General features: G+C 46.0%; 25 protein-coding genes and 1 tRNA gene. 8 read left to right on the top strand and 18 right to left on the bottom strand.

What is annotated here, in order from left to right; genetic code table 11:
• Nucleotides 1-215: 215 nt before the first annotated feature.
• Nucleotides 216-509 (top strand): hypothetical protein, encoded by a 294-nt coding sequence (locus B2U10_RS07745; RefSeq protein ID WP_035407444.1) that lies wholly within the window; start codon nucleotides 216-218, stop codon nucleotides 507-509.
• A 39-nt stretch (nucleotides 510-548) separates the two neighbouring features.
• On the opposite strand, the gene B2U10_RS07740 is transcribed toward B2U10_RS07745, so the two are convergent.
• Entirely contained in the window at nucleotides 549-800 is a 252-nt protein-coding gene (locus B2U10_RS07740) for a hypothetical protein (protein WP_290750994.1), read from the bottom strand.
• A gap of 356 nt (nucleotides 801-1,156) precedes the next feature.
• Here B2U10_RS07740 and B2U10_RS07735 point away from each other — a divergent pair, with 356 nt between their 5' ends.
• Genes B2U10_RS07735 through mnhG form a run of 7 tightly spaced genes read left to right on the top strand, consistent with a single transcriptional unit; the run spans nucleotide 1,157 to nucleotide 6,944 of the window.
• The gene (locus B2U10_RS07735; protein ID WP_290786599.1) at nucleotides 1,157-3,562 is read left to right on the top strand and encodes a Na+/H+ antiporter subunit A; all 2,406 of its coding nucleotides are present in this window, start codon (nucleotides 1,157-1,159) and stop codon (nucleotides 3,560-3,562) included.
• Complete coding sequence (locus B2U10_RS07730) at nucleotides 3,559-3,999, top strand: Na(+)/H(+) antiporter subunit B (protein WP_035407436.1); 441 nt, start codon at nucleotides 3,559-3,561, stop codon at nucleotides 3,997-3,999. Before B2U10_RS07735 ends, B2U10_RS07730 begins: the two co-directional genes overlap by 4 nt.
• Nucleotide 4,000: 1 nt before the next feature.
• Nucleotides 4,001-4,342: a Na(+)/H(+) antiporter subunit C gene (locus B2U10_RS07725; RefSeq protein ID WP_023468540.1), complete on the top strand. Its 342-nt coding sequence runs from the start codon at nucleotides 4,001-4,003 to the stop codon at nucleotides 4,340-4,342.
• Nucleotides 4,335-5,822 carry a Na+/H+ antiporter subunit D gene (locus B2U10_RS07720; protein ID WP_290751000.1) on the top strand — a complete coding sequence of 496 codons (1,488 nt, stop codon included), beginning with the start codon at nucleotides 4,335-4,337 and terminating at the stop codon, nucleotides 5,820-5,822. The genes B2U10_RS07725 and B2U10_RS07720 overlap by 8 nt, the downstream gene beginning before the upstream one ends.
• Nucleotides 5,823-5,825: 3 nt before the next feature.
• Nucleotides 5,826-6,302: a Na+/H+ antiporter subunit E gene (locus tag B2U10_RS07715; RefSeq protein ID WP_290751004.1), complete on the top strand. Its 477-nt coding sequence runs from the start codon at nucleotides 5,826-5,828 to the stop codon at nucleotides 6,300-6,302.
• A gap of 47 nt (nucleotides 6,303-6,349) precedes the next feature.
• Nucleotides 6,350-6,586 carry a Na(+)/H(+) antiporter subunit F1 gene (locus tag B2U10_RS07710; protein ID WP_369792030.1) on the top strand — a complete coding sequence of 79 codons (237 nt, stop codon included), beginning with the start codon at nucleotides 6,350-6,352 and terminating at the stop codon, nucleotides 6,584-6,586.
• Nucleotides 6,570-6,944, top strand: a complete 375-nt coding sequence (gene mnhG, locus B2U10_RS07705) for a monovalent cation/H(+) antiporter subunit G (RefSeq protein WP_290751007.1) — start codon at nucleotides 6,570-6,572, stop codon at nucleotides 6,942-6,944. The genes B2U10_RS07710 and mnhG overlap by 17 nt, the downstream gene beginning before the upstream one ends.
• Nucleotides 6,945-6,998: 54 nt before the next feature.
• Here mnhG and B2U10_RS07700 read toward each other — a convergent pair whose 3' ends face one another.
• From B2U10_RS07700 to B2U10_RS07620, 17 genes are all read right to left on the bottom strand, one after another.
• Nucleotides 6,999-7,442, bottom strand: a complete 444-nt coding sequence (locus tag B2U10_RS07700; protein WP_035407421.1) for an Rrf2 family transcriptional regulator — start codon at nucleotides 7,440-7,442, stop codon at nucleotides 6,999-7,001.
• A gap of 221 nt (nucleotides 7,443-7,663) precedes the next feature.
• Nucleotides 7,664-8,569 (bottom strand): glycerophosphodiester phosphodiesterase, encoded by a 906-nt coding sequence (locus B2U10_RS07695; protein ID WP_375091863.1) that lies wholly within the window; start codon nucleotides 8,567-8,569, stop codon nucleotides 7,664-7,666.
• Between the two features lie 156 nt (nucleotides 8,570-8,725).
• Nucleotides 8,726-9,982 (bottom strand): 2-oxoglutarate dehydrogenase complex dihydrolipoyllysine-residue succinyltransferase, encoded by a 1,257-nt coding sequence (gene odhB, locus B2U10_RS07690; protein ID WP_035407413.1) that lies wholly within the window; start codon nucleotides 9,980-9,982, stop codon nucleotides 8,726-8,728.
• Nucleotides 9,983-10,017: 35 nt separating this feature from the next.
• Nucleotides 10,018-12,858, bottom strand: coding sequence for a 2-oxoglutarate dehydrogenase E1 component (locus B2U10_RS07685; RefSeq protein WP_290786597.1), 2,841 nt, complete (start codon nucleotides 12,856-12,858; stop codon nucleotides 10,018-10,020).
• Nucleotides 12,859-13,171: 313 nt separating this feature from the next.
• Nucleotides 13,172-13,900: an amino acid ABC transporter ATP-binding protein gene (locus B2U10_RS07680; RefSeq protein ID WP_035407405.1), complete on the bottom strand. Its 729-nt coding sequence runs from the start codon at nucleotides 13,898-13,900 to the stop codon at nucleotides 13,172-13,174.
• Nucleotides 13,897-14,541 (bottom strand): amino acid ABC transporter permease, encoded by a 645-nt coding sequence (locus B2U10_RS07675; RefSeq protein ID WP_035407403.1) that lies wholly within the window; start codon nucleotides 14,539-14,541, stop codon nucleotides 13,897-13,899. The genes B2U10_RS07680 and B2U10_RS07675 overlap by 4 nt, the downstream gene beginning before the upstream one ends.
• 31 nt (nucleotides 14,542-14,572) lie before the next feature.
• Nucleotides 14,573-15,340: a transporter substrate-binding domain-containing protein gene (locus B2U10_RS07670; RefSeq protein WP_035407400.1), complete on the bottom strand. Its 768-nt coding sequence runs from the start codon at nucleotides 15,338-15,340 to the stop codon at nucleotides 14,573-14,575.
• A 202-nt stretch (nucleotides 15,341-15,542) separates the two neighbouring features.
• Nucleotides 15,543-15,626: transfer RNA gene (locus tag B2U10_RS07665), tRNA-Leu, on the bottom strand.
• 42 nt (nucleotides 15,627-15,668) lie between these two features.
• Nucleotides 15,669-16,601, bottom strand: a complete 933-nt coding sequence (locus B2U10_RS07660) for an alpha/beta hydrolase (protein ID WP_029341930.1) — start codon at nucleotides 16,599-16,601, stop codon at nucleotides 15,669-15,671.
• Nucleotides 16,602-16,622: 21 nt separating this feature from the next.
• Complete coding sequence (locus B2U10_RS07655; protein ID WP_023468553.1) at nucleotides 16,623-16,964, bottom strand: hypothetical protein; 342 nt, start codon at nucleotides 16,962-16,964, stop codon at nucleotides 16,623-16,625.
• 15 nt (nucleotides 16,965-16,979) lie between these two features.
• Nucleotides 16,980-17,990: a S66 family peptidase gene (locus B2U10_RS07650; protein WP_035407398.1), complete on the bottom strand. Its 1,011-nt coding sequence runs from the start codon at nucleotides 17,988-17,990 to the stop codon at nucleotides 16,980-16,982.
• 186 nt (nucleotides 17,991-18,176) lie between these two features.
• A complete protein-coding gene (locus B2U10_RS07645) occupies nucleotides 18,177-18,539 on the bottom strand; it encodes a DUF779 domain-containing protein (protein ID WP_023468555.1) in 363 nt (120 codons plus the stop codon).
• Nucleotides 18,540-18,561: 22 nt separating this feature from the next.
• Nucleotides 18,562-20,082 carry an aldehyde dehydrogenase gene (gene adh, locus B2U10_RS07640; RefSeq protein WP_056062075.1) on the bottom strand — a complete coding sequence of 507 codons (1,521 nt, stop codon included), beginning with the start codon at nucleotides 20,080-20,082 and terminating at the stop codon, nucleotides 18,562-18,564.
• A 195-nt stretch (nucleotides 20,083-20,277) separates the two neighbouring features.
• Entirely contained in the window at nucleotides 20,278-20,802 is a 525-nt protein-coding gene (locus tag B2U10_RS07635; RefSeq protein ID WP_035407390.1) for a TraR/DksA C4-type zinc finger protein, read from the bottom strand.
• A 68-nt stretch (nucleotides 20,803-20,870) separates the two neighbouring features.
• Nucleotides 20,871-21,668, bottom strand: a complete 798-nt coding sequence (locus tag B2U10_RS07630) for a hypothetical protein (RefSeq protein WP_035407387.1) — start codon at nucleotides 21,666-21,668, stop codon at nucleotides 20,871-20,873.
• Between the two features lie 246 nt (nucleotides 21,669-21,914).
• Nucleotides 21,915-23,057 carry a mannitol-1-phosphate 5-dehydrogenase gene (locus B2U10_RS07625; RefSeq protein WP_056062077.1) on the bottom strand — a complete coding sequence of 381 codons (1,143 nt, stop codon included), beginning with the start codon at nucleotides 23,055-23,057 and terminating at the stop codon, nucleotides 21,915-21,917.
• Nucleotides 23,058-23,059: 2 nt separating this feature from the next.
• Complete coding sequence (locus B2U10_RS07620) at nucleotides 23,060-23,497, bottom strand: PTS sugar transporter subunit IIA (RefSeq protein WP_200934376.1); 438 nt, start codon at nucleotides 23,495-23,497, stop codon at nucleotides 23,060-23,062.
• Nucleotides 23,498-23,523 lie beyond the last annotated feature (26 nt).

The following is a 23,523-nucleotide window of genomic DNA, read 5'->3' as shown; positions in this document are numbered from 1 at the left end:
CTCTTGTCTTTTTGATTATACAGTTTCTGTATCGGCTAACGCCCGCAATCGGTTACGCACCGTCTGTCATCATCATAAAGTATGAAACGCGTTTCATAACAAGATTAAAAAAGATTCATTTTTGATGTTTATTTCTTCAATTTAATGGGAAAAGTAATATTCGGAGTTAATTATAACTTATCTTGTTTTGGAAGAAATAAAGGGAGGAACGAAAGATGACATATTCTTTGATTGAAACATTTAAGCACATCGTAAGCGAGGCGACCCGTTTCAAGCGTGTTGATTTCGGAGGTTACGATATTTATATGCAGACGACAGACGGACGGACGATTACGGCACATATCCGCTATGACGGTGGTGGCACTGATTTTAATGAGGCTTATCTAATGCTCGAATCCAGCACTGGGCAACGTCGTACAGCAACCTTAACGCTTTATCAATTCGAACACCTCTCTTCTTATACAGCACACAGTGAACGGACACGTGCCCTTGTCACAACGAGTGCTTGATGATTATAAAACACGCCTCTCGTGCGAGAGACGTGTTTTTTAGTTCTCTTCTCGTTCTAAGCGTTCGAGTTCAGCATGGGTTTGTGGAAATCCATTCGCTTGCCAGTCTGCGCGATGAATGGAATCGAGTTGCGTCAACCCTACCTCTGCCGGATCACGCTTTGCATCAACACTTGGTCGATGATCAATATCGTTAGAAGTCGTTTTTCGCTGTTGGTATTGTTGATAAGCGATCGTTGCAATCGCCGCTAGACCACCTAAAACGACACCTGTCTTAAATGTTGCTCGCATGAATTTTCCCCCTCTGTGATCGATACGTATACTCTTGATAACTGTACCCATGTTCATTGATTTCAAATCCTTTTCATCTGAAATCGCTTGATTTTCAAAAAAATTTTTAAAAAATTTTTGCTCTTTTTTACCGTGTTCCTACATATTTAACAAGCAAATGAAGAAACGGCTCCATCCCTTATGCTTCAACGCTTCACGTCATGCATGAAGGAAAAAGATACGCTATACTTGATTCAGAAACATCTTCGACGAACAAAATGAATCGTGTCTTCTACTGGACAGTTCCGAGCTTCAACAGCTTGCGTTCGCGTCCCTTTTTCATTTTTGGTCGTTGATGTCACAAAGGAGGGAATTTCGTGTCCGTGATGCATGGGGCGATCCTACTGCCCATATTGATCAGTCTTTTCATCCCGCTTTTAGCGAAGCGCCTTCCGAACATTCATACCGGTTGGTTTGTACTCGTCGTAACTGTACTGCTCGTTTCGTATTTTAGCCGCTTTCTCCCTGGTACGATGTCAGGTAAGACCTTTACGGCACGCATGCCGTGGATACCATCGCTTGGAATCGATTTCGTCACGTATCTTGACGGACTCGGCTTATTGTTCGCATTATTGATCACAGGAATCGGCACACTCGTCGTTCTCTATTCTATTTTTTATTTAGATGCGAAAAAAGAAGCACTCGGTACATTTTATGTCTATTTATTGATGTTCATGACCGCCATGCTTGGTGTCGTTTTGTCAGACAACATGATCATCCTCTATCTGTTTTGGGAATTAACATCGATTTCGTCATTCTTATTGATCGCCTACTGGTACGAACGGGAACGTTCTCGTTATGGTGCTCAAAAATCGATGCTGATCACCGTCTTCGGTGGACTAGCGATGCTCGGTGGAATCGCCATTCTCTCAACACTTAGCGGATCGTTTAGTATTCGTGAGACCTATGCGTCGCTTGAGTCGATTCAAGGTGAACCTTTCTTTACAGTCGCCCTTGTTTTATTCCTGTTAGCGGCATTCACAAAATCTGCTCAGTTTCCGTTTCACATCTGGCTTCCGGATGCAATGGAAGCACCTACCCCCGTCAGTTCCTATTTGCACTCGGCAACGATGGTCAAGGCAGGATTGTATCTTGTCGCTCGCTTCAGTCCGATTTTCGCAGGTGAGTCGCTTTGGTTTTATCTCGTCTCATCTGTCGGAATATTCACCTTATTGTGGGGTTCACTCAATGCGGTGAAACAACATGATTTAAAAGGGATTCTCGCCTACTCGACGATTTCTCAGCTTGGATTAATCATGTCCTTACTTGGACTCGGGGCCGCCGCCCTGCACGTCGACGTGTTAGACGATGGACTGTACACGATTGCAACAGTTGCTGCAATCTTCCACCTGATCAACCACGCGACGTTTAAAGGCAGTCTCTTCATGATGGCGGGAATCGTCGATCACGAAACCGGGACACGCGATATCCGGAATCTCGGTGGGCTCGCGCAATTGATGCCGATCTCGATGACGATCGCAATGATCGGGACCCTTTCGATGGCTGGAATTCCGCCGTTCAATGGTTTCTTAAGTAAAGAGATGTTCTTGACGGGTGTTCTTCAAGTATCAGGATCAGACTTGTTCCACTTACCGTCTTACGGATGGATCATTCCTGTTCTCGCCGTCGTCGGAAGCATTTTTACATTCGTCTACAGTCTCTTGATCGTCCGGAGAACCTTCTTCGGTAAACGCCAAGACGACCAGTTGCCGAAAACACCACACGAGGCACCGATTGGTATGTTGATCCCACCACTCGTCCTTGTCTCGCTCGTCGTCATCATCGGACTTTTCCCGAATATATTGTCGAATACGTTGATTCGACCAGCAGTCGAAGCGATCTTACCGCAAGTCGTTAATGCCGGTGGCAAGATTGATGTCCATATTTCAATGTGGCACGGATTCAATACCGAGTTATTTCTGACACTCGTGATCATCAGTGCTGGCATAATCTTGTATAAAACGCTCCCACGCTGGCAATCGCTTTACCACCGGATGCCACGTGCCGTCTCACTGAATCATCAATATGACGCCTTGTTACGTCGTGGTGAACAGACATCGACACGTATTCACGATACGGTCATGACGGGGTATATGCGGTCGTATCTCGTCTACATCTTCGGATTCGTCGTCATCTTGATTTTGACAGCACTATACGGGTTCGACGCTTTCCGCTTCGCGGTAGATCCGATTAGCTCGATTCATGCTTATGAGATCATTCTCGCTCTCGTTCTTGTCTCAAGTGCTCTCTCGATCACTTTTGCACGATCACGACTGACATCGATCATCTTACTCGGTGTGACAGGTTATACAGTTGCCCTGTTCTTCGTCTTATTTCGAGCGCCAGACCTCGCCTTGACGCAACTCGTCATCGAGACGGTATCGGTCGCTCTGTTCCTGCTCGTTTTCTATCGTTTACCGGAAATCAGCCGGAAAGAAGAGCGCATTCCGTTCAAGCTCGGCAACGCCTTGATTTCGGCACTCGTCGGATTGACAGTGACCCTTGTTGCCCTTGCTTCGCTCAGTCAGCGATCGTTTGCTTCGATTGCCAAGTACTACATTGACAATGTCGCAGATCTTGCCGCCGGTGGGAACATGGTCAACGTCATACTCGTTGACTTCCGTGGCTTTGATACGTTGTTTGAGATTGCCGTTCTCGCACTTGCCGGAATCGGTATTTACACGATGATTAAATTCAGACGAACAGGAGGGATGGATAAATGAAAAAGCAGGCAAAAAAGCATACGAATGACGTCATCTTAGAGTCCGCGACTTCCTTCATTACGTTCATCATCTTCCTGTTTGCTGTCTACTTGTTCTTTGCCGGGCACTATACACCAGGTGGCGGTTTCATTGGTGGTCTCGTGACGGCGTCTGCTCTTGTCTTGATCTTACTCGCTTACGACATCAAGACGTTACGCCGGATTTTGCCATTCGACTACAAATGGATCACGGCGCTTGGCATGTTGATTGCCGTACTGACGGCTTCAGGAGCGCTTGTCTTTAACGTCCCGTTCTTCACACATGCCCATGACTATTTCAACCTACCGTTATTCGGTAAGACATCACTTCATACGGCGATGTTGTTTGATCTTGGTGTTTATCTTGTCGTCGTCGGTGTGACGATGACGATTATTCAAACGATTGGGGAGAGTGATTAATATGGAAATCATCATGGCGATCGCCGCAGGCATCCTGACGATGTGTGCCATTTATCTCATTCTTTCGAAAAGCATTCTTCGCATTATCATCGGAACAGGGTTGCTCAGCCACGCTGCCCATCTACTCGTCATGACGATGGGTGGATTAAAACGAGGCGCGGCTCCGGTTTTAAAGGACGGCGTGACTTCCTATACGGATCCACTGCCGCAGGCACTCGTCCTGACTGCCATCGTCATTAGCTTTGGTGTCACTGCCTTCTTCTTGGTGCTTGCGTATCGCGCTTATCAAGAGCTCGGGACCGATAATATCGAAGAGATGAAAGGAACCGATTCGAATGATTAACTTACCGCTATTACCGATCATCATTCCTTTGTTGACCGGTGTCATCTTGATGTTTTTCCCGCGATACCTCAAAGGACAACGGATCGTTTCCATCATTTCGACGATTTTAACTGTCTGTGCTTCCATCTACCTCGTTCTGACTGTCCGTTTGAATGGCATTTTAACCGTCACACTCGGTAGCTGGCCAGCACCTTTCGGGATTACGCTTGTCTCTGACATGCTATCCGCTTTACTCGTCACGACGACGAGCATTCTTGTTCTTTGTATCATCTGGTATGCCATTGTCTACTTGAGCGTTTCCTATCAACGGTACTACTATTTCATTGCCGTTCAATTCCTGCTCGTTGGTGTCAATGGTGCCTTTACGACAGGTGATATCTTTAACATGTTCGTCTTCTTCGAAGTTTTCCTGATTTCGTCTTATGTCTTGATCGTTCTCGGCGGGAAACCGGCACAGTTACGAGAATCGCTGAAGTATCTTTTGATTAACGTCATCTCGTCCGCATTATTCGTCATGACGGTTGCCTTCTTGTACGGGATCATCGGTTCACTCAGCATGGCGGACATCAGTCAGAAGATCACAGAGATTGGACAACCAGCGATTCTAAACGTCATCGCCTTGTTGTTCCTGATCGTTTTCGGATTAAAAGGCGCGATTTTCCCACTCTACTTCTGGTTACCTGGTTCTTATCAAGTACCACCGACACCTGTTCTTGCCTTGTTCGGTGCCTTGTTGACGAAGGTCGGGGTATACGGAATTTTACGGACGTATAGCTTGTTCTTCTCAAACGAGATCGGAACGATTCATCAAATCTTAAGTGTCCTTGCCCTCAGCACGATCATCATCGGTGTGATTGGCGCATTAGCGACACGGGATGCGAAACAGATCATCATTTACAACATCATCGTCGCAGTCGGGGTCATCTTGTATGGGGTTTCCCTTATGACACCGCAAGCACTAGAAGGTGCGATTTTCTACCTGCTTCACGATATGGTGATCAAGGCTGCATTGTTCCTGCTCGTCGGCATCATGGTCGGAATTGCCGGATCAACTAAACTAAAGGATATGGGTGGCATGATCAAAGCCTTTCCGGTGCTGGGTTGGACATTCTTCATTGCAGCGTTATCGCTTGCCGGCATTCCACCGCTTAGTGGGTTCATCGGGAAGTTCTTGATTGTTCGTGGCGGCATTGAAGCTGGTGAATTGGTCGGACCGATCATCGTTCTACTATCCAGTCTGCTCGTCTTGTATTCGGTCGTCCAACTGTTCATGCGTGCTTTTTGGGGGATACCCAAACCGTACTCAGGTGAGAAGCAAGCGCTCGTTTCTCGACTGCTTGCACCTGCGATTGCCTTAGTTGCGCTTAGCATCCTCTATGGCGTAGGCGCTGAGGCGATGCGTCCACTGATTCAACAAGCCGTTGAACCTCTGACGAATCCAACGCTCTATATCGATGCCGTACTCAAAGGAGGTCGTTAATTCATGGCATTTCAAGTCTTGCTCAACTTATTTCTTGCTTTCTTGTGGATGTTTCTTGCGAATAATTTCTCGGCCTCCGGTTTCGCCATCGGCTATGCATTAGGTCTGATTGCGATGTTCGCTTTCCGTCGCGGCTTTAAGGGTCGTTTTTATCTCGGACCTGTCGTCGCACTCGTCTTGTTGTTTTTCCGCTTTCTCTATGAACTTGTCGTAGCGAACATCGATGTCCTAAAAATCATTTTAAAGCCGAAGTTAGATATTCAGCCTGGTATCTTTGCCTATGAGACGGAACTCGATCAACCGTGGCAAGTCACATTGTTATCGATGCTGATTACCTTGACACCTGGAACACTTGTCGTCGATATCTCGGACGATAATAAGATTCTCTATATTCATGCGCTTCATATGCCGGAAGTCGACGAAGCCGTCGCATCGATTCGCGATAGTTTTGAGAAAGCCATTCTGGAGGTGAGTCGGTGATGTTCGATATTTTAATCTATATCGCACTCGGGGGTGTCTTCCTCTCGATGCTCGGTCTATTCTACCGTGTCATTAAAGGTCCAAGTGTTGCGGATCGTGTTATCGCCTTAGATTCGATTGGTATCAGCTTGATTTCAATCGTTGGTCTTGTCTCAATCATCTTACGGACGAGCGACTACCTCGAAGTCATTCTTTTGATTGGTATACTCGCCTTCATCGGTACGGTTGCCTTTTCAAAATATATCGAGAAAGGAGAGATCATCGAACGTGATCGCAATCAATGAATGGGTCGTCGCGGTCTTCGCCTTGCTCGGTATGGGATTTAGTCTCGTTACCGCGCTCGGTTTGATCCGCTTACCCGATGTCTATACGCGTGCGCATGCCGCATCTAAAAGTGCGACATTAGGCGTCATGTCGATTTTGATCGGCGTCATTATTTATTTCGTCACTGAAGATGGATTTTTCTCCTCTCGTGTCGTGCTTGGTATCCTATTCGTACTCATCACGGCACCGATTGGTGGACATTTAATTGCGCGTGCTGCTTACTATAGCGACGTGCCATTATGGAAATCGTCTGTCCGTGACGACCTGTCTAAGAATAAAGAACATGTGGAACCGAAGAAACGCCAAGATGACATGTGAGTATATCGACATGACAAAACCCTCGCTTCCGCTTACGGAAACGAGGGTTTTTGATTAGGAACGCTGTAAGGGTGAAGCAGCAAATAAGAGCGCCAACTCATCACGATTATCAAGCAACTCTTCTAGTGTATGCTGTTCCAGTTCTCGGATAAAGGCTCGCAATGCTCGCCCAAGCACACCTTTTAATCGACACCCAGGTTCGATGACACAATGACCGTTGCTTCCGAAGCATTCAACGATATCCATCGGTTCCATTTCACGAACGACTTTTCCGATGTTAATGTCCTTTGGATCACGAATCAAACGGAGTCCCCCTGAGCGACCTCTCGTTGATTCGACATATCCAAGTTTCGCTAACTGTTGTGTCACTTTCATTAAATGGTTGGATGAGATGCCATAATGCTGGGCAATCTGCGGCATTGGTGTGATAACATCCCGGTGCACACCGAGATACATCAACACGCGTAAACCATAATCCGTATACTGTGTAATTCTCACAATCCTCACTCCATTCCTTCCCAAAACTGCACTGTTATCGTAACATGAAACACTCTAACGACTACATAGTTTTGTCTCACTATTCATCTCATAATTCGAATTTGTCATCATGCTCTACACAGATTACGTAAGGAAGGAAATATTGGATTTAAAATACGAGATTTCATCAAAAAAAGAGCAATTCCTTATTTCGCATTCGAAACGAGGAATCACTCTTTGAATTATTTTGAAATTTTTTTGGACGATTCTTTAATGACTGCATTAAAGCGATCCGCGTAGTTCGTGAAGACACCTGTAACACCATAGTCAAGCAAGCGAACCATTTCGACTTTTTCATTTACTGTATACGGATGCAACAGCAAGCCCTGTTGACGAATTGCTTTAACATTTTCACGTGTCAATGCTTTATATGAAGGACCGACTCCAACTGCATATTTACGGATTTCCTTTAATTTCGTACTGGTTAAGGAAGACACCTCCTTTGCTTCCATCAATTGAATCAACGGGACTTTTGAATCGATGGATCTGACTTTTTGAAGACTTTCTGCACTAAACGACTGAATCAAGACTTGTCCTGATTTCACACGATCACTAGACAATCCGTTCCGTTTCAATAAATCGAGTAATTTCTTTTCCATTCCTGGATATACTTCAGGGGACTTCGTCTCAATGTAGTAATTCGCATGTTTCCCGTACTTATTCACGACTTCTTGGAGTGTCGGGACTTTTAATCCTACATATGATTTTTTAGCGAGTGTTGGATTTGCTTCATTAAACCAACTACCCGCATCAAGTTTCTTGATTTGAGCTAATGTCTTCTCTTTGACAGCACCCGTTCCGTTCGTCGTCCGATCGACGGTTTCGTCATGCATCGCAATTAAATGACCGTCTTTTGTCATCTGTAAATCAATTTCGATGTAATCTGCTTTAAATTTCTTATGTCCCATTTCGTAAGCTGGCATCGTATGCTCCGGCGCATAACCTGAAGCTCCACGATGAGCAACGTTAATGATTCGATTTGAATCGAGTAACGATTTGCCTTTTGATTGTGCACCGACATCTTCTGTCGGAAGTCCTGTACTTAATACGGCTCCCGCTACCATCGTCAATCCGATTTGTTTCAGCATCATCTATTCCCCCTTGAAATATTCTTACAACACTTATCTTAAATTGTTTGTATGAAGATGATATAGAGAAGCTGTTAACGTCATTTCTTGATTTGATGACAAAACGATATCATTCCATAGAAAAAAGACCCGCATCTAAAACGGGTCTTTTAATGATTACGCTTCGAAAATCAATGACTCTGGATCTTCAAGAAGATCTTTAATGTGTTTCAGGAACGTAACAGCTTCTTTTCCATCCACAATCCGGTGATCGTAAGAGAGAGCAACATACATCATCGGACGATTTTCCATGCGTTCTGCATCAATGGCAATAGGGCGCAGGTTGATTGCGTGCATGCCGAGAATCGCGACTTGTGGACCGTTTAAGATCGGCGTCGACATGAGTGAACCGAACGTACCACCATTCGTGATTGTGAACGTACCACCCGTTAAGTCAGATAGACCAAGTTTATTATCACGCGCTTTGACCGCTAATTGAATGATGTCCTTTTCAATTTCAGCGAAGTTCTTTTTGTCCGCATCACGAACGACTGGAACAACGAGACCGTCTGGTGCTGAGACGGCAATGCCGATATCATAGAATTTCTTCAGGACGATTTCATCGCCTTGAATCTCAGCATTCAGGTATGGCATCTTTTTGAGTGCTGCGACTGCTGCTTTCGTAAAGAATGACATGAAGCCGAGTTTAACTTCGTTTTCCTTCACGAACTTTTCTTGACGGCGTTTACGGAGCGCCATGACAGCAGACATATCGATTTCATTGAATGTCGTCAACATCGCTGCCGTTTGTTGAACTTCAACAAGGCGATTCGCAATCGTCTTCCGGCGACGTGACATCTTGATTCGCTCTTCTGGTTTCCCAGGAGCAGCCGCTTGAGCTGGTGTCGGCGCAGCAGGCTTCGTAGGAGCAGGTTTTGCTTGTTCACGTGGCGCTACTTCAAACGTCGCGACATCTTGGACACGGATCCGACCAAGTGGATCTTGCGTCGCCACTTGTGCTAAATCAATTCCTTTTTCACGAGCCAATTTACGGGCAGCAGGTGAAGCAATCGGACGATCTGCAACGGATGTACTTTCCGTCGCTGCTGCAGCCACTGGTTGTTCCGCTTTTTCTTCTGCTTTTGGTGTCTCTTTTGGAGTTTCTTGTGCTGTTTCTGTTGCAGCCGGTTTTGAAGCTTCGCCACCAGCAGAGATGACAGCAATCGTTTCCCCGACGCGGACTGTATCTCCCTCAGCAGCCATTACTTCCGTTAACGTACCCGCTTCATCTGACGGTACTTCGATGTTGACCTTATCTGTCTCGAGCTCAACGATGGCTTCCCCTTTTTCCACGTGATCACCTGGTTGTTTTAACCAAGATGCCACCGTTCCTTCAGTAATTGATTCGGCAAGTTCTGGTACTTTGATTTCCATCGTATTCTCCCCCTATGACTCGTTTCTATCTTACGTTATGATGTGTGATTCGATACGTGTGATGGTGCTGTTGGTGTAGAAGCCGTTGCTGTGAGCGCATCATTGATTATACGTGCTTGCTCTACTTTATGACCTGCCGGGTCACCTTCTGCTGTACTTGAACGGCGACGACGACCAATGTAACGAACATTTTGAATTCCGTTCGGTGCGACTGTTTCAAGCCGTGGTTCCATAAAGGACCACGCCCCCATGTTTTTCGGTTCTTCTTGCACCCAGACCATCTCTTCGACGGATTCATAGCGCGCAATGACTTCTTGTAAGGCTTTCGCTGGGAACGGATACAGTTCCTCAACCCGGACGATTTGTAACCAGTCGAGATTCTCCTCTGATTTCGAGACCGCTTCCGCTAAATCAATTGCCATCTTACCAGAACAGAACACAAGACGTTTGACACGATCTGGTGCTTCTCCAAGTCCCGCTTGTTCAATGACACGACGGAAACTACCCTCCGTCAATTCAGAGACGTCAGATGTCGCAAGCGGATGACGCAAGAGACTCTTTGGTGTCATGACCACGAGCGGTCTAACTTCCTCTTTTCCGAGGATTGCTGCTTGTCGACGCAACAAATGGAAGTACTGCGCAGCACTCGATACGTTCGCAACTGTCCAGTTCTTCTCACCGGATAACGTCAAGAAGCGCTCTAAACGACCACTCGAGTGTTCTGGTCCTTGTCCTTCATAACCGTGCGGAAGCAACATAACGAGACCTGACGTTTGTCCCCATTTGGCTCGGCTCGCAGAAATAAACTGGTCAAAGATGACTTGACCTGAGTTTGCGAAGTCTCCGTATTGCGCTTCCCATAAGACAAGCGTTTCTGGTGCAAAGACATTATAGCCGTATTCAAAGCCAAGAACACCCGCCTCAGAGAGTGGACTGTTATAGACCGAGAACGAAGCTGTTGCCGTTGATAAAGCATGAAGTGGCGAGAATCCTTCTCCCGTTTTCACATCATGAAGATTGATATTCCGTTGTGCAAACGTTCCCCGTTCAGAATCTTGCCCGCTTAATCGGATTGGTGTTCCATCCGAGAGAATTGAAGCGAATGCCAATGTTTCGGCGTGTCCCCAGTCAATCCCGTTCTTCGTCGAGAATGCATCTGTCCGGCGCTTCAGGACTTTCTCAAGTTTATGGAACACTTGGAAGCCATCTGGCCACTGCAACAATTCTTCATTGTATGCAGTTAATGTTTCGATCGCTACTCCTGTTTCGATCGTCGGAACGCCTTTAAAGACGACGTCCGGCATGACCCCACCATACTCTTTCTCTACATTTGGGACTTTTTCTCGAGCCGCCTTCATGTGATCATTGATTGACGTCTCAATCGATTGAATTTCCTCAGCTGTCGCATCCCCGTTCGCGACAAGCGTCTTTCCGTACAAGACACGAATCGGATCATGCTTATGGATCAAATCGTATAAGACCGGGTTTGTATTCATCGGTTCATCCATTTCGTTGTGTCCAAAACGACGATATCCGATTAAATCGATCATGACGTCTTTCTTGAATGTTGCACGGTACTCGCTCGCGAGTAGCGCAACAGCGAGACAGCTTTCAGGTTCATCGGCGTTGACGTGGAAAACTGGAATCTCATACCCTTTAGCCAGGTCACTCGAGTAACGCGTCGAACGCGAATCTGTCGGTTCCGTCGTGAAGCCGATCGTATTGTTCGCGATGATGTGAATCGTTCCGCCTGTGTTATATCCTTTGAGATTTGCTAAATTCAAGGTTTCAGCAACGATTCCTTGACCTGGGAACGCTGCATCCCCGTGAATCAGGATCGCAGCAGCGGCTGCCTGCTCTTGACGTGGTGCGCCTTTTTGGGTCCGGTCATCTTGTGCCGCACGCGTGAAGCCCTCGACGACTGGGTCGACGAACTCTAAGTGCGACGGATTGTTCGCGAGCGTCATCCGGATGTCACGTGTCTTTTGCTCGAGTTTCCGGTTTAGTCCGAGGTGATACTTCACGTCGCCCGTCCAACCGTATGTGATACCGATTGATCCTTCAGACGGTACGAGATCATGATTTGGTGCATGCTGGAACTCAGCAAAGATCATTTCATATGGTTTACCGAGTACATGAGCTAAAACATTTAATCGTCCACGGTGCGCCATTCCGATATTGATCGTCTCCGAGCCGTTCGAAATGAGGTGTCCGACGATCGTATCGAGCAATGGCACCATCGCATCGAGCCCTTCGATCGAGAATCGTTTTTGACCGACATATGTTTTGTGCAGATATTTTTCGAAAAGATCCGTTTCAGCCAAGCGTTTGAACAATTGTTTCTTTTGCTCAGCATCAAGCGTCGCCGTCAAAGCACCTTGTTCGATTTTTTGACGGAGCCATTTCTTTTCCTCTAAGTCATCAACATGCTGGAACTCAACAGCCGCTGCTCCCGTGTATTGCGCTTTCAAGTGCTCGATGCCTTCAAATGCATCTTGAACACCCGCTGGCGGCTCAGGACAGACGAGTGAAACCGGCATTTTCCGAAGATCTGCCTCTGTCAGTCCAAACTGATTTAGTTCGAATAATCCTGTTTCTCGCGGATGGTCCTTCAGCGGATAGATATCCGCCGCAAGATGTCCTTTTGCACGAATTTGTTCCGCTAAACGATTCGCCGCAAGATATTTTTCGAAATCTCCCGTCTCGACTTGCATCGGTACTACTGGTTCCGTCACAGGTGCACCATGCTCTTCGAAATAAGTACGTGTCTCCTCATCGACGGATGTTTTGTCTTCTAAAAAACGCTCGTACAATTCAATGATGTAGCCAAGGTTTGGTCCATAAAATGCTTGTTGATCTTGCTCGTGGCCTGCCATGTACGGTTCCCCCCGTTTCTATATTTCTCCCCTCACATTTAGCATCGGCTAAATGTGTTTCCAGCCCTCTACCTGTTAACGCTTTCAAAAGAAATTGCATGAATGATGCGCTAAAACGTCATGAGAAGGAACGAACGTGCCATTCTTCCATGAAAGTGCCTTCGTTACTATATTACTACTCTTTTCCTGCGTGTGCATTTCGAATTCCCAAATTCTCACGCTTAAATGTATAAGTTTTTCTTATGAGCGCTTAGCCAGTAATTTATGAATAAGCAAAAAACCGGCGTATCTGCATTTAGATACGCCGGTTTAATCATAACACTTTACTGAGGAACGATTGCGTCCGTTCATGCTGTGGAGAATCAAAGAGCGCTTGTGGCACATTCTCTTCGACGACATACCCACCATCCATAAACAACACGCGGTCTCCGACTTCACGAGCAAATCCCATCTCATGGGTCACGACGACCATCGTCATCCCTTCGAGAGCAAGTTGTTTCATGACGGCAAGCACGTCCCCGACCATTTCCGGGTCAAGCGCTGACGTTGGCTCGTCAAACAACATGATTTTCGGATTCATCGCGAGCGCTCGGGCAATTGCGACCCGTTGCTTTTGACCCCCGGATAATTCGCCTGGATAATTATTCGCTTTTTCCCGTAACCCAACTTTATCGAGTAGTTCCAAAGCTCGCTTTTTCGCCTGGTCCTTATCCGATTTACGTACTTTGATCGGTGCGAGCGTGACGTTCTCAAGCACGGTCTTATGCGGGAAGAGATTAAAATGCTGAAAGACCATTCCGACCTCCTCCCGAACTTTGTTGATATCGACCTTCGGATTTGTGATGTCGAAATCATCGATGATGACCGTTCCACCCGTAATCTCTTCCAGTCGATTCAAACAGCGTAAAAACGTACTTTTCCCAGATCCCGACGGACCGATGACACACACAACTTCTTTTTCGGCTATCGAGACGTTAATGTCTTTTAAGACTTCGTTCGAGCCGAATGATTTCTTTAGATTCTTCACTTCAATGATACTCATCGTAATGTAAACCTCCGTTCCAAGAACTTCGCCACTAATGACAAGAGATAAATGATGACGAAGTACATCAATCCGACGACAGACCAAACGATGAATGGCTCAAACGTCGTCGATTGCTGAACTTGACCTTGTTGCGTCAAATCAGCGATGCCGATGATCGATAACAACGATGTATCTTTTAAGCTAATGATCGATTGATTCGTAATCGTTGGTAACATCCGTCGGAATGCTTGCGGTAAAATGATTTGAACCATCGTTTGACGTCCTGTCATACCGAGTGAACGTGCGGCTTCTGTTTGTCCCTTATCAATCGACTGGATACCTGCTCGAATAATTTCCGCGAAATAAGCACCAGCATTGATCGCGACCGTCAGTATCCCTGCATACATCCGGTCCATCGATAACCACTCAAGCGAGTTGAGTCCAAAGTAGATGAAGAAAAGCTGAACGATGAACGGTGTACCACGAATGACATCGATATAGATGATCGCGATTGCGTTCAAAATCTTTAACGGTGACAACCGCATCAATGCGACGACTAAGCCAATCAGAAAGCCGACGATGACCGCAATGATGAAAATATACAATGTGACTTGAAGCCCTTCCAAGAAAAATGGAAATGCGGTTTTGACCACTTCCATTGGCTATCCCACTCCCTTATCGCCTTGCGACTTATTTCAGATACGTGTCAACGATTTTATCGTATTCACCGTTTTCTTTCAGATTCGCAAGTCCTTTGTTGATTTTCTTCAGCAGATCCTTATTCTCACCTTTTAAGACAGCGATCCCGTAGTTATCACCGTTGAGACGATCACCGACAAGTTTCAATCCAAGATTTTGTTGTTTGTTTGCATATGAGATGACCGGATAATCTTCAATCAAGGCAGCTGCGTTACCGTTCTTTACTTCTTGGAACATCGCTGGACTGTCATTGAACTGTGTAACAGTGAAGCCAAGTTTATCCGCGTTGTCCGTTGCATATTTTGCACCCGTCGTTCCCTTTTTGACGGCTACTTTTTTCCCTTTAAGATCGTTAACGGATTTAATACCATTCTCATCTTTTTTAACGACTAAAATAAGACCAGCTTTGAAATATGGGTCTGAGAATGTGACGACTTTTTTCCGTTCTGGTGTAATACTCATACCGGCAATGGCAACGTCCAATTGATTTGCTTGAAGTGCTGGAATGATACCGCTGAAATCCATTGCTTCAAATTTAATCTTGAAGTTTTGATCCTTAGCGATTGCTTTCATAAGATCGATGTCGATTCCTTTGTACGTGTCCCCGTCTTTGTACTCAAATGGTGGATACGTGACGTCGATACCAACTTTATACGTCTTTCCTTCTGAAGACCCTTCATCCTTCGAACCGATACTACATGCACCAAGTACGAGAATACAGCTCATCAAGAGCGCTAGCAAAATACTTCCTTTTTTCATGTTTGTTTCCCCTCTCCTATGTGTTAAAGATTGTCGACTCCACTTAGTACTTTCCCTGAAGAGTACCCTCTTTAAAACGTATTTTACCAGAAAAGTTCTAAAAAGATAAACATTTCTGAATTTTTATTCGATGCAACCGTTTTCTATTCATTATCAAAAAAGGAGGCAACCCCTTGATGGGATTGCCTCCTTCAATCATTTATGCCGCCGAGAGGACTTGAACCTCCACGGTGTTGCCACCACTAGATTCTGAGTCTAGCGCGTCTACCAGTTCCGCCACGACGACGTTGATTTATGATATTAATATAGCGGGTAACGAACTGAGTTGTCAATCATTTCGCAAGATGTTCCGGACGAACTTCTCAACGACGTCATCATATAATGCCGGATCCTCGAAATATGCCATAGCGTGTGCGGCATTCGGAATGACGACCAGTTCCTTTTCCGTTGGACAGGCTTCGTACAGCTCATACACCATATCTGTCGGTACGAACGTATCCGCACCACCATGAATGAAGAGAATCGGAACCTGTGCCTTTTTGACCTGTTTCAGCGCTGATGCTTCACGGAACGTATAACCTGCCTTTAGCTTCGTCAATACGCTCGTCATCCCTAAAAACGGGAAGTGTGGTAGTCGATACATCCGCTTCATCTGATACGCAAGAACAGCATTGACGGACGTATAGGCACAATCAGAAATGATTCCTTTGATTTGTGGTGGAAGTTGTTCGCCACTCGTCATCAATACGGTCGCCCCTCCCATCGACACACCATGTAAGAACAGTTTCGCATCCTGTCCAATCCGTTCAATCAGATAGTTCGACCAACTGAGACAATCTTCACGATCATGCCATCCGAATCCGATATAATGACCGTCACTCATTCCGTGTCCTCGATTATCGGGCATCATGACATGGAAACCGGCCTGATGGTACAGATAGGCGAATCCGGCTAAATCCGTTCCGACGCCTCCGTATCCATGCACGAGAATGACAATCCGGTCTGACGGAACAGGAGACGGGAGGAAATGTCCGCGTAACGTTAAACCATCTTTTGCTTCAATCTCGATCCGCTCGAGCGGCTGCTCCTTGATCCATGTCTGTCCAGGTTGCATCAACCGGACCATCTCATCACTCAAATCCCGATTATTCGATAAGAACGGCTTCGGATTCGTAGCGATTGCCATCTCATAAAAATAATAACTCGCTGCTACTAATCCGGATCCGATGACTCCGATTCCAATTTTTGTTCTGCGACGCATCTGCCCCACTCCTTCTTTCCGTTATAGCTCGATCTTCAGTTGAGCAGCATGGTCATCCTCTTCATCCTGCAAGACTTGTTGACGTAATCGTTGTTCCTGTTGCTGACGCCGGTAGGCAAACTCTTGGACAAGCTCTGTACCCGTGAATCCATCTTCTACGAGTTCACTCAATAAATCCGTTTCTGTCTCGACGACTTCCCCCGGACGACGCATGACGAGAACATCTCCGACTTGTGCAATCAGCAATTCATCTTCTAGACGAAGTGCATCGTAAAACGGTTCCGGTAACGTCATTCGACGTGTTTCCGGGTTAATATGGACGCGTTTATAAACGCCTAATGCTTGAAACTTACGACGTGCCATTGCGTGCTCTCCTTTTTAGTTGAACGTAAGATCGATTCGTGAATCTTTTCCTTGAATACGAACCGTACCCGTCGCTCCATTGATTAACGTTAACTGTGGTGGCTGATGACCGATGTCAAGATCATATAAGACTGGTAAGCCCGTTTCATCGGCTAGATAGTGATACACGTCTAGCCATGTCAGATCTTCTGTAATCCTTGCAGACGTACGGCCAAATAAAAAGCCAGCCGCATGGTCGAACCACCCAGCATACGCCATTTGTCGAAGCGTCCGATGCACCTCGGCAGAACTCGCTTCAGACACCTCGAAGTACCAGAGAATCGGTTCTCCGTTGATCTCTTCATGTTGGAAGCGCTTCACATCTCCGTACGGTGTCCCAATCAGATGGCGAATCGTCTCCAGACAACCCCCAAGTAACCGTCCGGTCACTTCTGTTCGCTCATCAAGTGCTTTCCATTCTGTCGCTTCCGTCAGCTGAAATAACGAACCTGCTGGACGTTCTTCGTCTGTCCACGCGGTTTGATAACGATCGGAAGCCCACTGTGTGACGGTTTCTCCAGATGGCGTCGCGAGAACCCGTCGCCAGGCACTTGTCGTCTCGTCCCATTCTTTACTCCGAAGCTCAACGAAGTTCGGACCATGTGCTGTCGCAATTCCCGTCTGAAGCGTCAAACTGAGCAATAACGTACTGATATCGGAATAGCCAAGCAACCATTTTGTTTGGTAAGCAGTTGGTGTCAACTCGGGTAAAAGATCAATGGCGCGTTCCCCACCAAATGGCGGGATAACAGCATCAATCGTCTCATCCGTCATCATGTGATTGAATTCTTCGGCGCGTTGTTTGACCGGTGCACTCTCAGCAAGTTGATGCGACCAAATCGTTTCACCTAAACGGACGTTCATTTGCCGTGCTTGTACCTGTTCAACTGCTCGTTCGACCCATTCCTGTTGCTGTTCACGTAATCCGGAGGAGGGCGCCGTCACTCCGATCGTGTGACCTGTCCAACCTAAAAATGGATATTTCATGGTGACCCCCTAAATGTCATAGTATGAAAAAATCTTCTCGTCAAAATATGAGTTCATTATACCGTTCTTATGCCGCATTACCAACTTTTATCCTGTTAGAACGCTGTAATACGAACAAAAACACGATTCTGTACAAGCGACCTGAATGAACAAGTCGCCTAGACAAAATCGCGTTTATATCCTTCATTAACTTGATGCTGATAGTTCAGCGTATTCCTCTTGCGTGAACGCACGGGAGCGTGTCAAAAAACGTTTTCCTTCGACACCCTCAAGAGAGAACATTCCGCCTCGACCATCCACGACATCAATGATGAGTTGGGTATGTTTCCAGTACTCATATTGATCTTCATGAATATAAAACGGGCAACCACCGATCTCTCCTAGTTTTTTATCCTGATCTCCCAGGAATAAATCGCCCTGCGCAAAACACATCGGGGAACTGCCATCGCAACAACCACCAGATTGATGAAACATCAACGGACCGTGTTTTTCTCTCAACTGGTCGATCAACTCAAGACAAGCTGCTGTCGCCTGAACACGTTCCACCATTTGCATCCACGTCCTTTCCGACTTAGAAGAAACCGAGTTTATTCGGGTTATAGCTAACGAGTAGGTTTTTCGTCCGTTGGTAATGGTTGAGCATCATCTTATGGTTCTCGCGTCCGATCCCTGACATTTTGTAACCACCAAACGCCGCGTGAGCTGGATATTGGTGATAACAGTTCGTCCAGACGCGCCCTGCTTCGATCGCACGACCAAACCGATAAGCACGGTTCATGTCACGTGTCCAAACGCCGGCACCAAGACCATATAACGTATCATTCGCAATTTCGAGTGCTTCTTCTTCCGTCTTGAATGTCGTGACCGATAGAACCGGTCCGAAAATTTCTTCCTGGAAGATGCGCATCTTATTGTGTCCTTTAAAGATCGTTGGTTGAATGTAATATCCTTCTGCGAGATCTCCTTCGAGCATGTTGCGCTCTCCACCGATTAGACACTCTGCGCCTTCCGACTTACCGATTTCAAGATACGAAAGGATTTTCTCCATCTGTTCGTTCGAAGCTTGAGCACCCATCATGACGTCGGCATCAAGAGGATTTCCGATTTTGATGGCTTTGACGCGCTCTAAAACACGTTCCATGAACGGTTCGTAAATCGATTCTTGAATCAAGGCACGCGACGGACACGTACAGACTTCCCCTTGGTTCAACGCAAACATCAATAATCCTTCGATTGCTTTATCAAAGAATGCATCGTCTGCCTGCATGATATCTTCAAAGAAAATGTTCGGTGATTTCCCACCGAGTTCGAGTGTGACCGGGATCAAGTTCTGCGAAGCATACTGCATGATCAAACGTCCTGTCGTCGTCTCACCCGTAAAGGCGATTTTGGCGATTCGTTTGCTTGAGGCGAGCGGTTTCCCTGCCTCAAGACCGAATCCATTGACGATGTTGAGCACACCTGGTGGAAGTAAATCTTCGATGATCTCAACGAGTACCATGATGCTCGCTGGTGTTTGTTCTGCTGGTTTTAAGACAACACAGTTTCCTGCTGCGAGAGCTGGTGCTAATTTCCAGACAGCCATCAGGAGCGGGAAGTTCCACGGAATGATTTGACCGACGACGCCAAGTGGCTCATGGAAGTGATACGCAACCGTATCTTGATCGAGTTCGCCGACTGAACCTTCTTGTGCACGAATGACCCCAGCGAAATAACGGAAGTGGTCGATCGCGAGCGGTAAATCGGCGTTAAGTGTCTCACGAACGGCTTTTCCGTTCTCAAGTGTTTCCGCATAAGCGAGCATCTCGAGATTTTCTTCCATTCGATTGGCGATCTTATTTAAAATATTCGAACGTTCGGTTACAGATGTTTTTCCCCATGCTTCTTTTGCCGCATGTGCTGCGTCAAGAGCGAGTTCGATATCTTCCTTTGTAGAACGAGCGACTTGGCACAACACCTTACCAGTAACAGGTGTCACATTATCAAAATATTCTCCCCCGACTGGTGCCGTCCATTTTCCATTAATGTAGTTTTCATACCGTTCCTTGTACTGTACTTTTGACCCTTGCTTGTTCGGAATGTCATAAATCATGCGTTATATCCTCCCTCAACTAAAATGGTCAAGCAGTGAGACGGATGCTTGTATGCGCTTACATTTTAATATAGGCTAAAACAGTCCTCTCGATACCATCGTACCAAAATTATATGAAAAGTCAAAAAATTCTGGTAAATACCTGTGATATTTTTCGAAAAAAAACATCTCCATTTTCGGGAGATGTTTTGCCGGTCAAGACCGTGTCGGATCGATTCCATCTTCTTGATCAGACGGTGTATCAGAACTACCAAAGTCACTGACTTTCGAGAATCCGTCCGTATCACCGTCGATGTCTTTCCCGCGAGCTGTGACAGATGGATCTAGTACATCTTCTTCGCTTGGTCGCGAATTCGGATCGTTCTCGTTTTGTTCTGCTTCTTCTTTTGCATGCTCAATGCATAATAGGGTTTCTGGAATGATATCAAGGCGTTCGATTTCAATCTCTTTTCCACAGACTTCGCAAATGCCATACGTTCCGTCCTCGATCGCTTTTAATGCGCGATCCACATCTGATAGCATATCCTCTTGCATATCCGTGATTGCTTGATCACGTTCCCGCAAGAACAATTCATCGCCAGAATCGGCAGGATGATTATCGTAACTCGACAATTCACCTTCATCGTAATCGGTATCGCGTTGTTCGATGTTTGATGTCGTCTTTTCTTTTTCCTTCAATAACCGTTGCTTGAATTCTTCCGTCTGTTGTTTAGATAACATGATTGTTCGACTCCCCTTCGTTAGAACCTCTGTTAAGAATGTAGCCTATTCGAAGAAGAATTAAACCATCACGAACACTTATAAGACCGAATTGATCCGTGAAGATCACAGATAACCGTCATACATTCATTCCCATCGTTAAAACAAATCTGATGTGATCGTCCATTCTTGGATGTCGTGATGTCATCAATCCACAGTTGCGAAGCATCTGCTGAAGACAGCATCGCGATTTTGTCGCGAATCATGAATAAATCAAACGGTAACAGATTCAAGGATTGAATCGTCAAACCATGTTTACGGAAGAGTGGATCAAGCTGATATTGCGAGAGACTGTACAAACACTTCTCGGCCCCACCAATCAACAACTGAATCGAATGGGAGGGTTCATGACTATCGATTCGCTCCTTGTGCAGGATAATTCGTCCTCGAACACCAGACTCATTGAAAATTCGTTGCGTATCCTCTTGTGAAAGACGTGGTCCACCTTCCTTAACCTTTAAGACGATGTGAGCGAATTCTGCGAAATCCGGTTTTCCGATTTCAAGCGCTGGGATATGACGAACTTCTTCACGTTCAATGATTTCAATCAAGTCACGCTCGACTTGGATGCTGACCGTATCTGTTGAAAAGACACGGACGTCGATCACGAATTGATCAAGTACCGCATTTACTTCGATCGTATACGTTAAATCCAGGTTTTTTTCTTGCTCAACCAACAATCGATTCAAGATGAGTTGATGCAATAAATGGACTGGTGTACGTGAAGAAAACTGACTCGAATAAATCAAATGCTTCGGTCCGGTTCCTTTTGTTGCTTTTGGTCGTGCTCCGTTTAATCTATATACATTCACTTTATAATTCAACATATGATCACCTTCTCTTACCTGAAAAATCGGAATAGAGATGTTCCGTTCATATAGCGTACAATGTATTTTAATCGCTAAATATTCGTTTTCGAATATTCCAAATTTAATATACAAATTGTAATCAAATTGTGATAATAAGATTTTTAGAAACTGCTTATTTTGTCGATACCATGACATATTTAAATCGTAAACTAAAAACACCCTCCACAGATGTGAAAGGTGTTCGGCTTACAGAGTTATTCATTCTTAAGCAATCGAATTGACTTGTTGTTGCATCGCTTCATAATGCTCAACGATCCGAGATCCAAGTGGATCCGTTGCTGACAGTTGTAGATATGCGTTCAGCGCATCTTCGATTCCATGTTTCGTAATATATGCATTTAATTCTGAAGATTCTGAATCATTTGGATCGAAATAGGTTAGGGCTGCTGCGATCCCACGTGCTAATCCATCTGCTTCGATCCCACGCTCCATCAATTCCTTCGCTGGTTTGACAAGTCGGTCACTTGGACTCAATTTACGAATCGGTGAACGGGCGACACGAATGATTTCATCATGAATTCGCGGGTTTTCAAAGCGTTTCATATTCTTTTGGATGTACGCACTATGATCGACCGGATTAAAGCCGTACTTTTCAAGTAACAACCACCCTGTTTCGTAAAGTGCCGTCTGGACACCCCGACGGATGCGTGGATCCGTTAAACTTTCAGCGATCGTCTCTTTATGAAATAGTGCTCCGAGGTATGAAGCAATTGCATGTCCCGTGTTGACAGTGAACAGCTTCCGCTCGATGAACGGTTCGATGTTCTCGACATAGGTGACGCCGTCGATCCGTGGATAGGCTTCCGGTAGTCCAGTCGTTTCGATCACCCATTCGAAGAATTCTTCCACTTCGACGTACAACGGATCTTCGTGATGCTGAAGTGGAACGATCCGATCAACTGCTGCATTCGGGAAATACCAATTCTCCGCTACCGGTTGATGTTTCGCCACCTCTGTTTGTAAGTGTTTTGACCCACCAATCATGTTTTCACACGCAATGACGTAGACAGGTGTCTGTTGATCCCGTTGACGTAACCCTTCCGCGATCAAAGGAGCTACTTTCGACAACAAGCTCGGTCCGACAGCTGTCGTGATTACATCTGCTTCACGAATCGCTGCAATGACCTGATCTGGTTCAGATAAACTGTTAAGTGCCGTCACGCCGTCGACCCGTTCACGCCCTCCTCTTTCAGAGGCATAACCCACCTCATAGGTATGTCGTGCTTTTAATGCATCGACGACCGTCGTATTGACATCTACGAAACAGACTTCGTAACCCGTCTTTACGAGTTGTAAGCCAATGAATCCTCGTCCGATGTTACCGGCACCAAAATGGATGGCTTTCATGGTTACACCTCCGCTGTCAATAACGCGATGATTTCTTCTTTTGATGTCGCTGCCACGATACGCTCGACGTTCTCCTCATCGGAGCAAATGACTGCGATATTTGATAACAACTCGAGATGTTCATCACCGACGCCAGCGATACCGATGACGAGTCGTGCTTGTTCCGTTCCGAACGCTACGCCTTGCGGTACTTGTAGAATCGATAGCCCCGTTTTCTTGACTTGTGATTTAGCCGACTCTGTTCCGTGTGGAATCGCGACATGGTTGCCAATGTAGACCGTTGATAAGGCATGACGTTCCTGCATTGAATCGATATACCCCGCTTCGACATATCCGTGATCGACGAGGAGTTGACCGGCAGCCGTAATGGCTGCCGTCTCGTCTGCGAATTGTTGATCAAGTAATACAAGTTCCGGTGAAAGGTTCATTGTCGTTGTCATGTTTATTCCTCCTTGAGTGTCTCTAT

This window comes from Exiguobacterium sp. UBA7533 (genome assembly GCF_002479335.1).
Classification (GTDB): Bacteria; Bacillota; Bacilli; order Exiguobacteriales; family Exiguobacteriaceae; genus Exiguobacterium_A.
The sequence above is the reverse complement of the archived record's forward strand: the minus strand, read 5'-3'. Positions and strand labels throughout refer to the sequence as shown.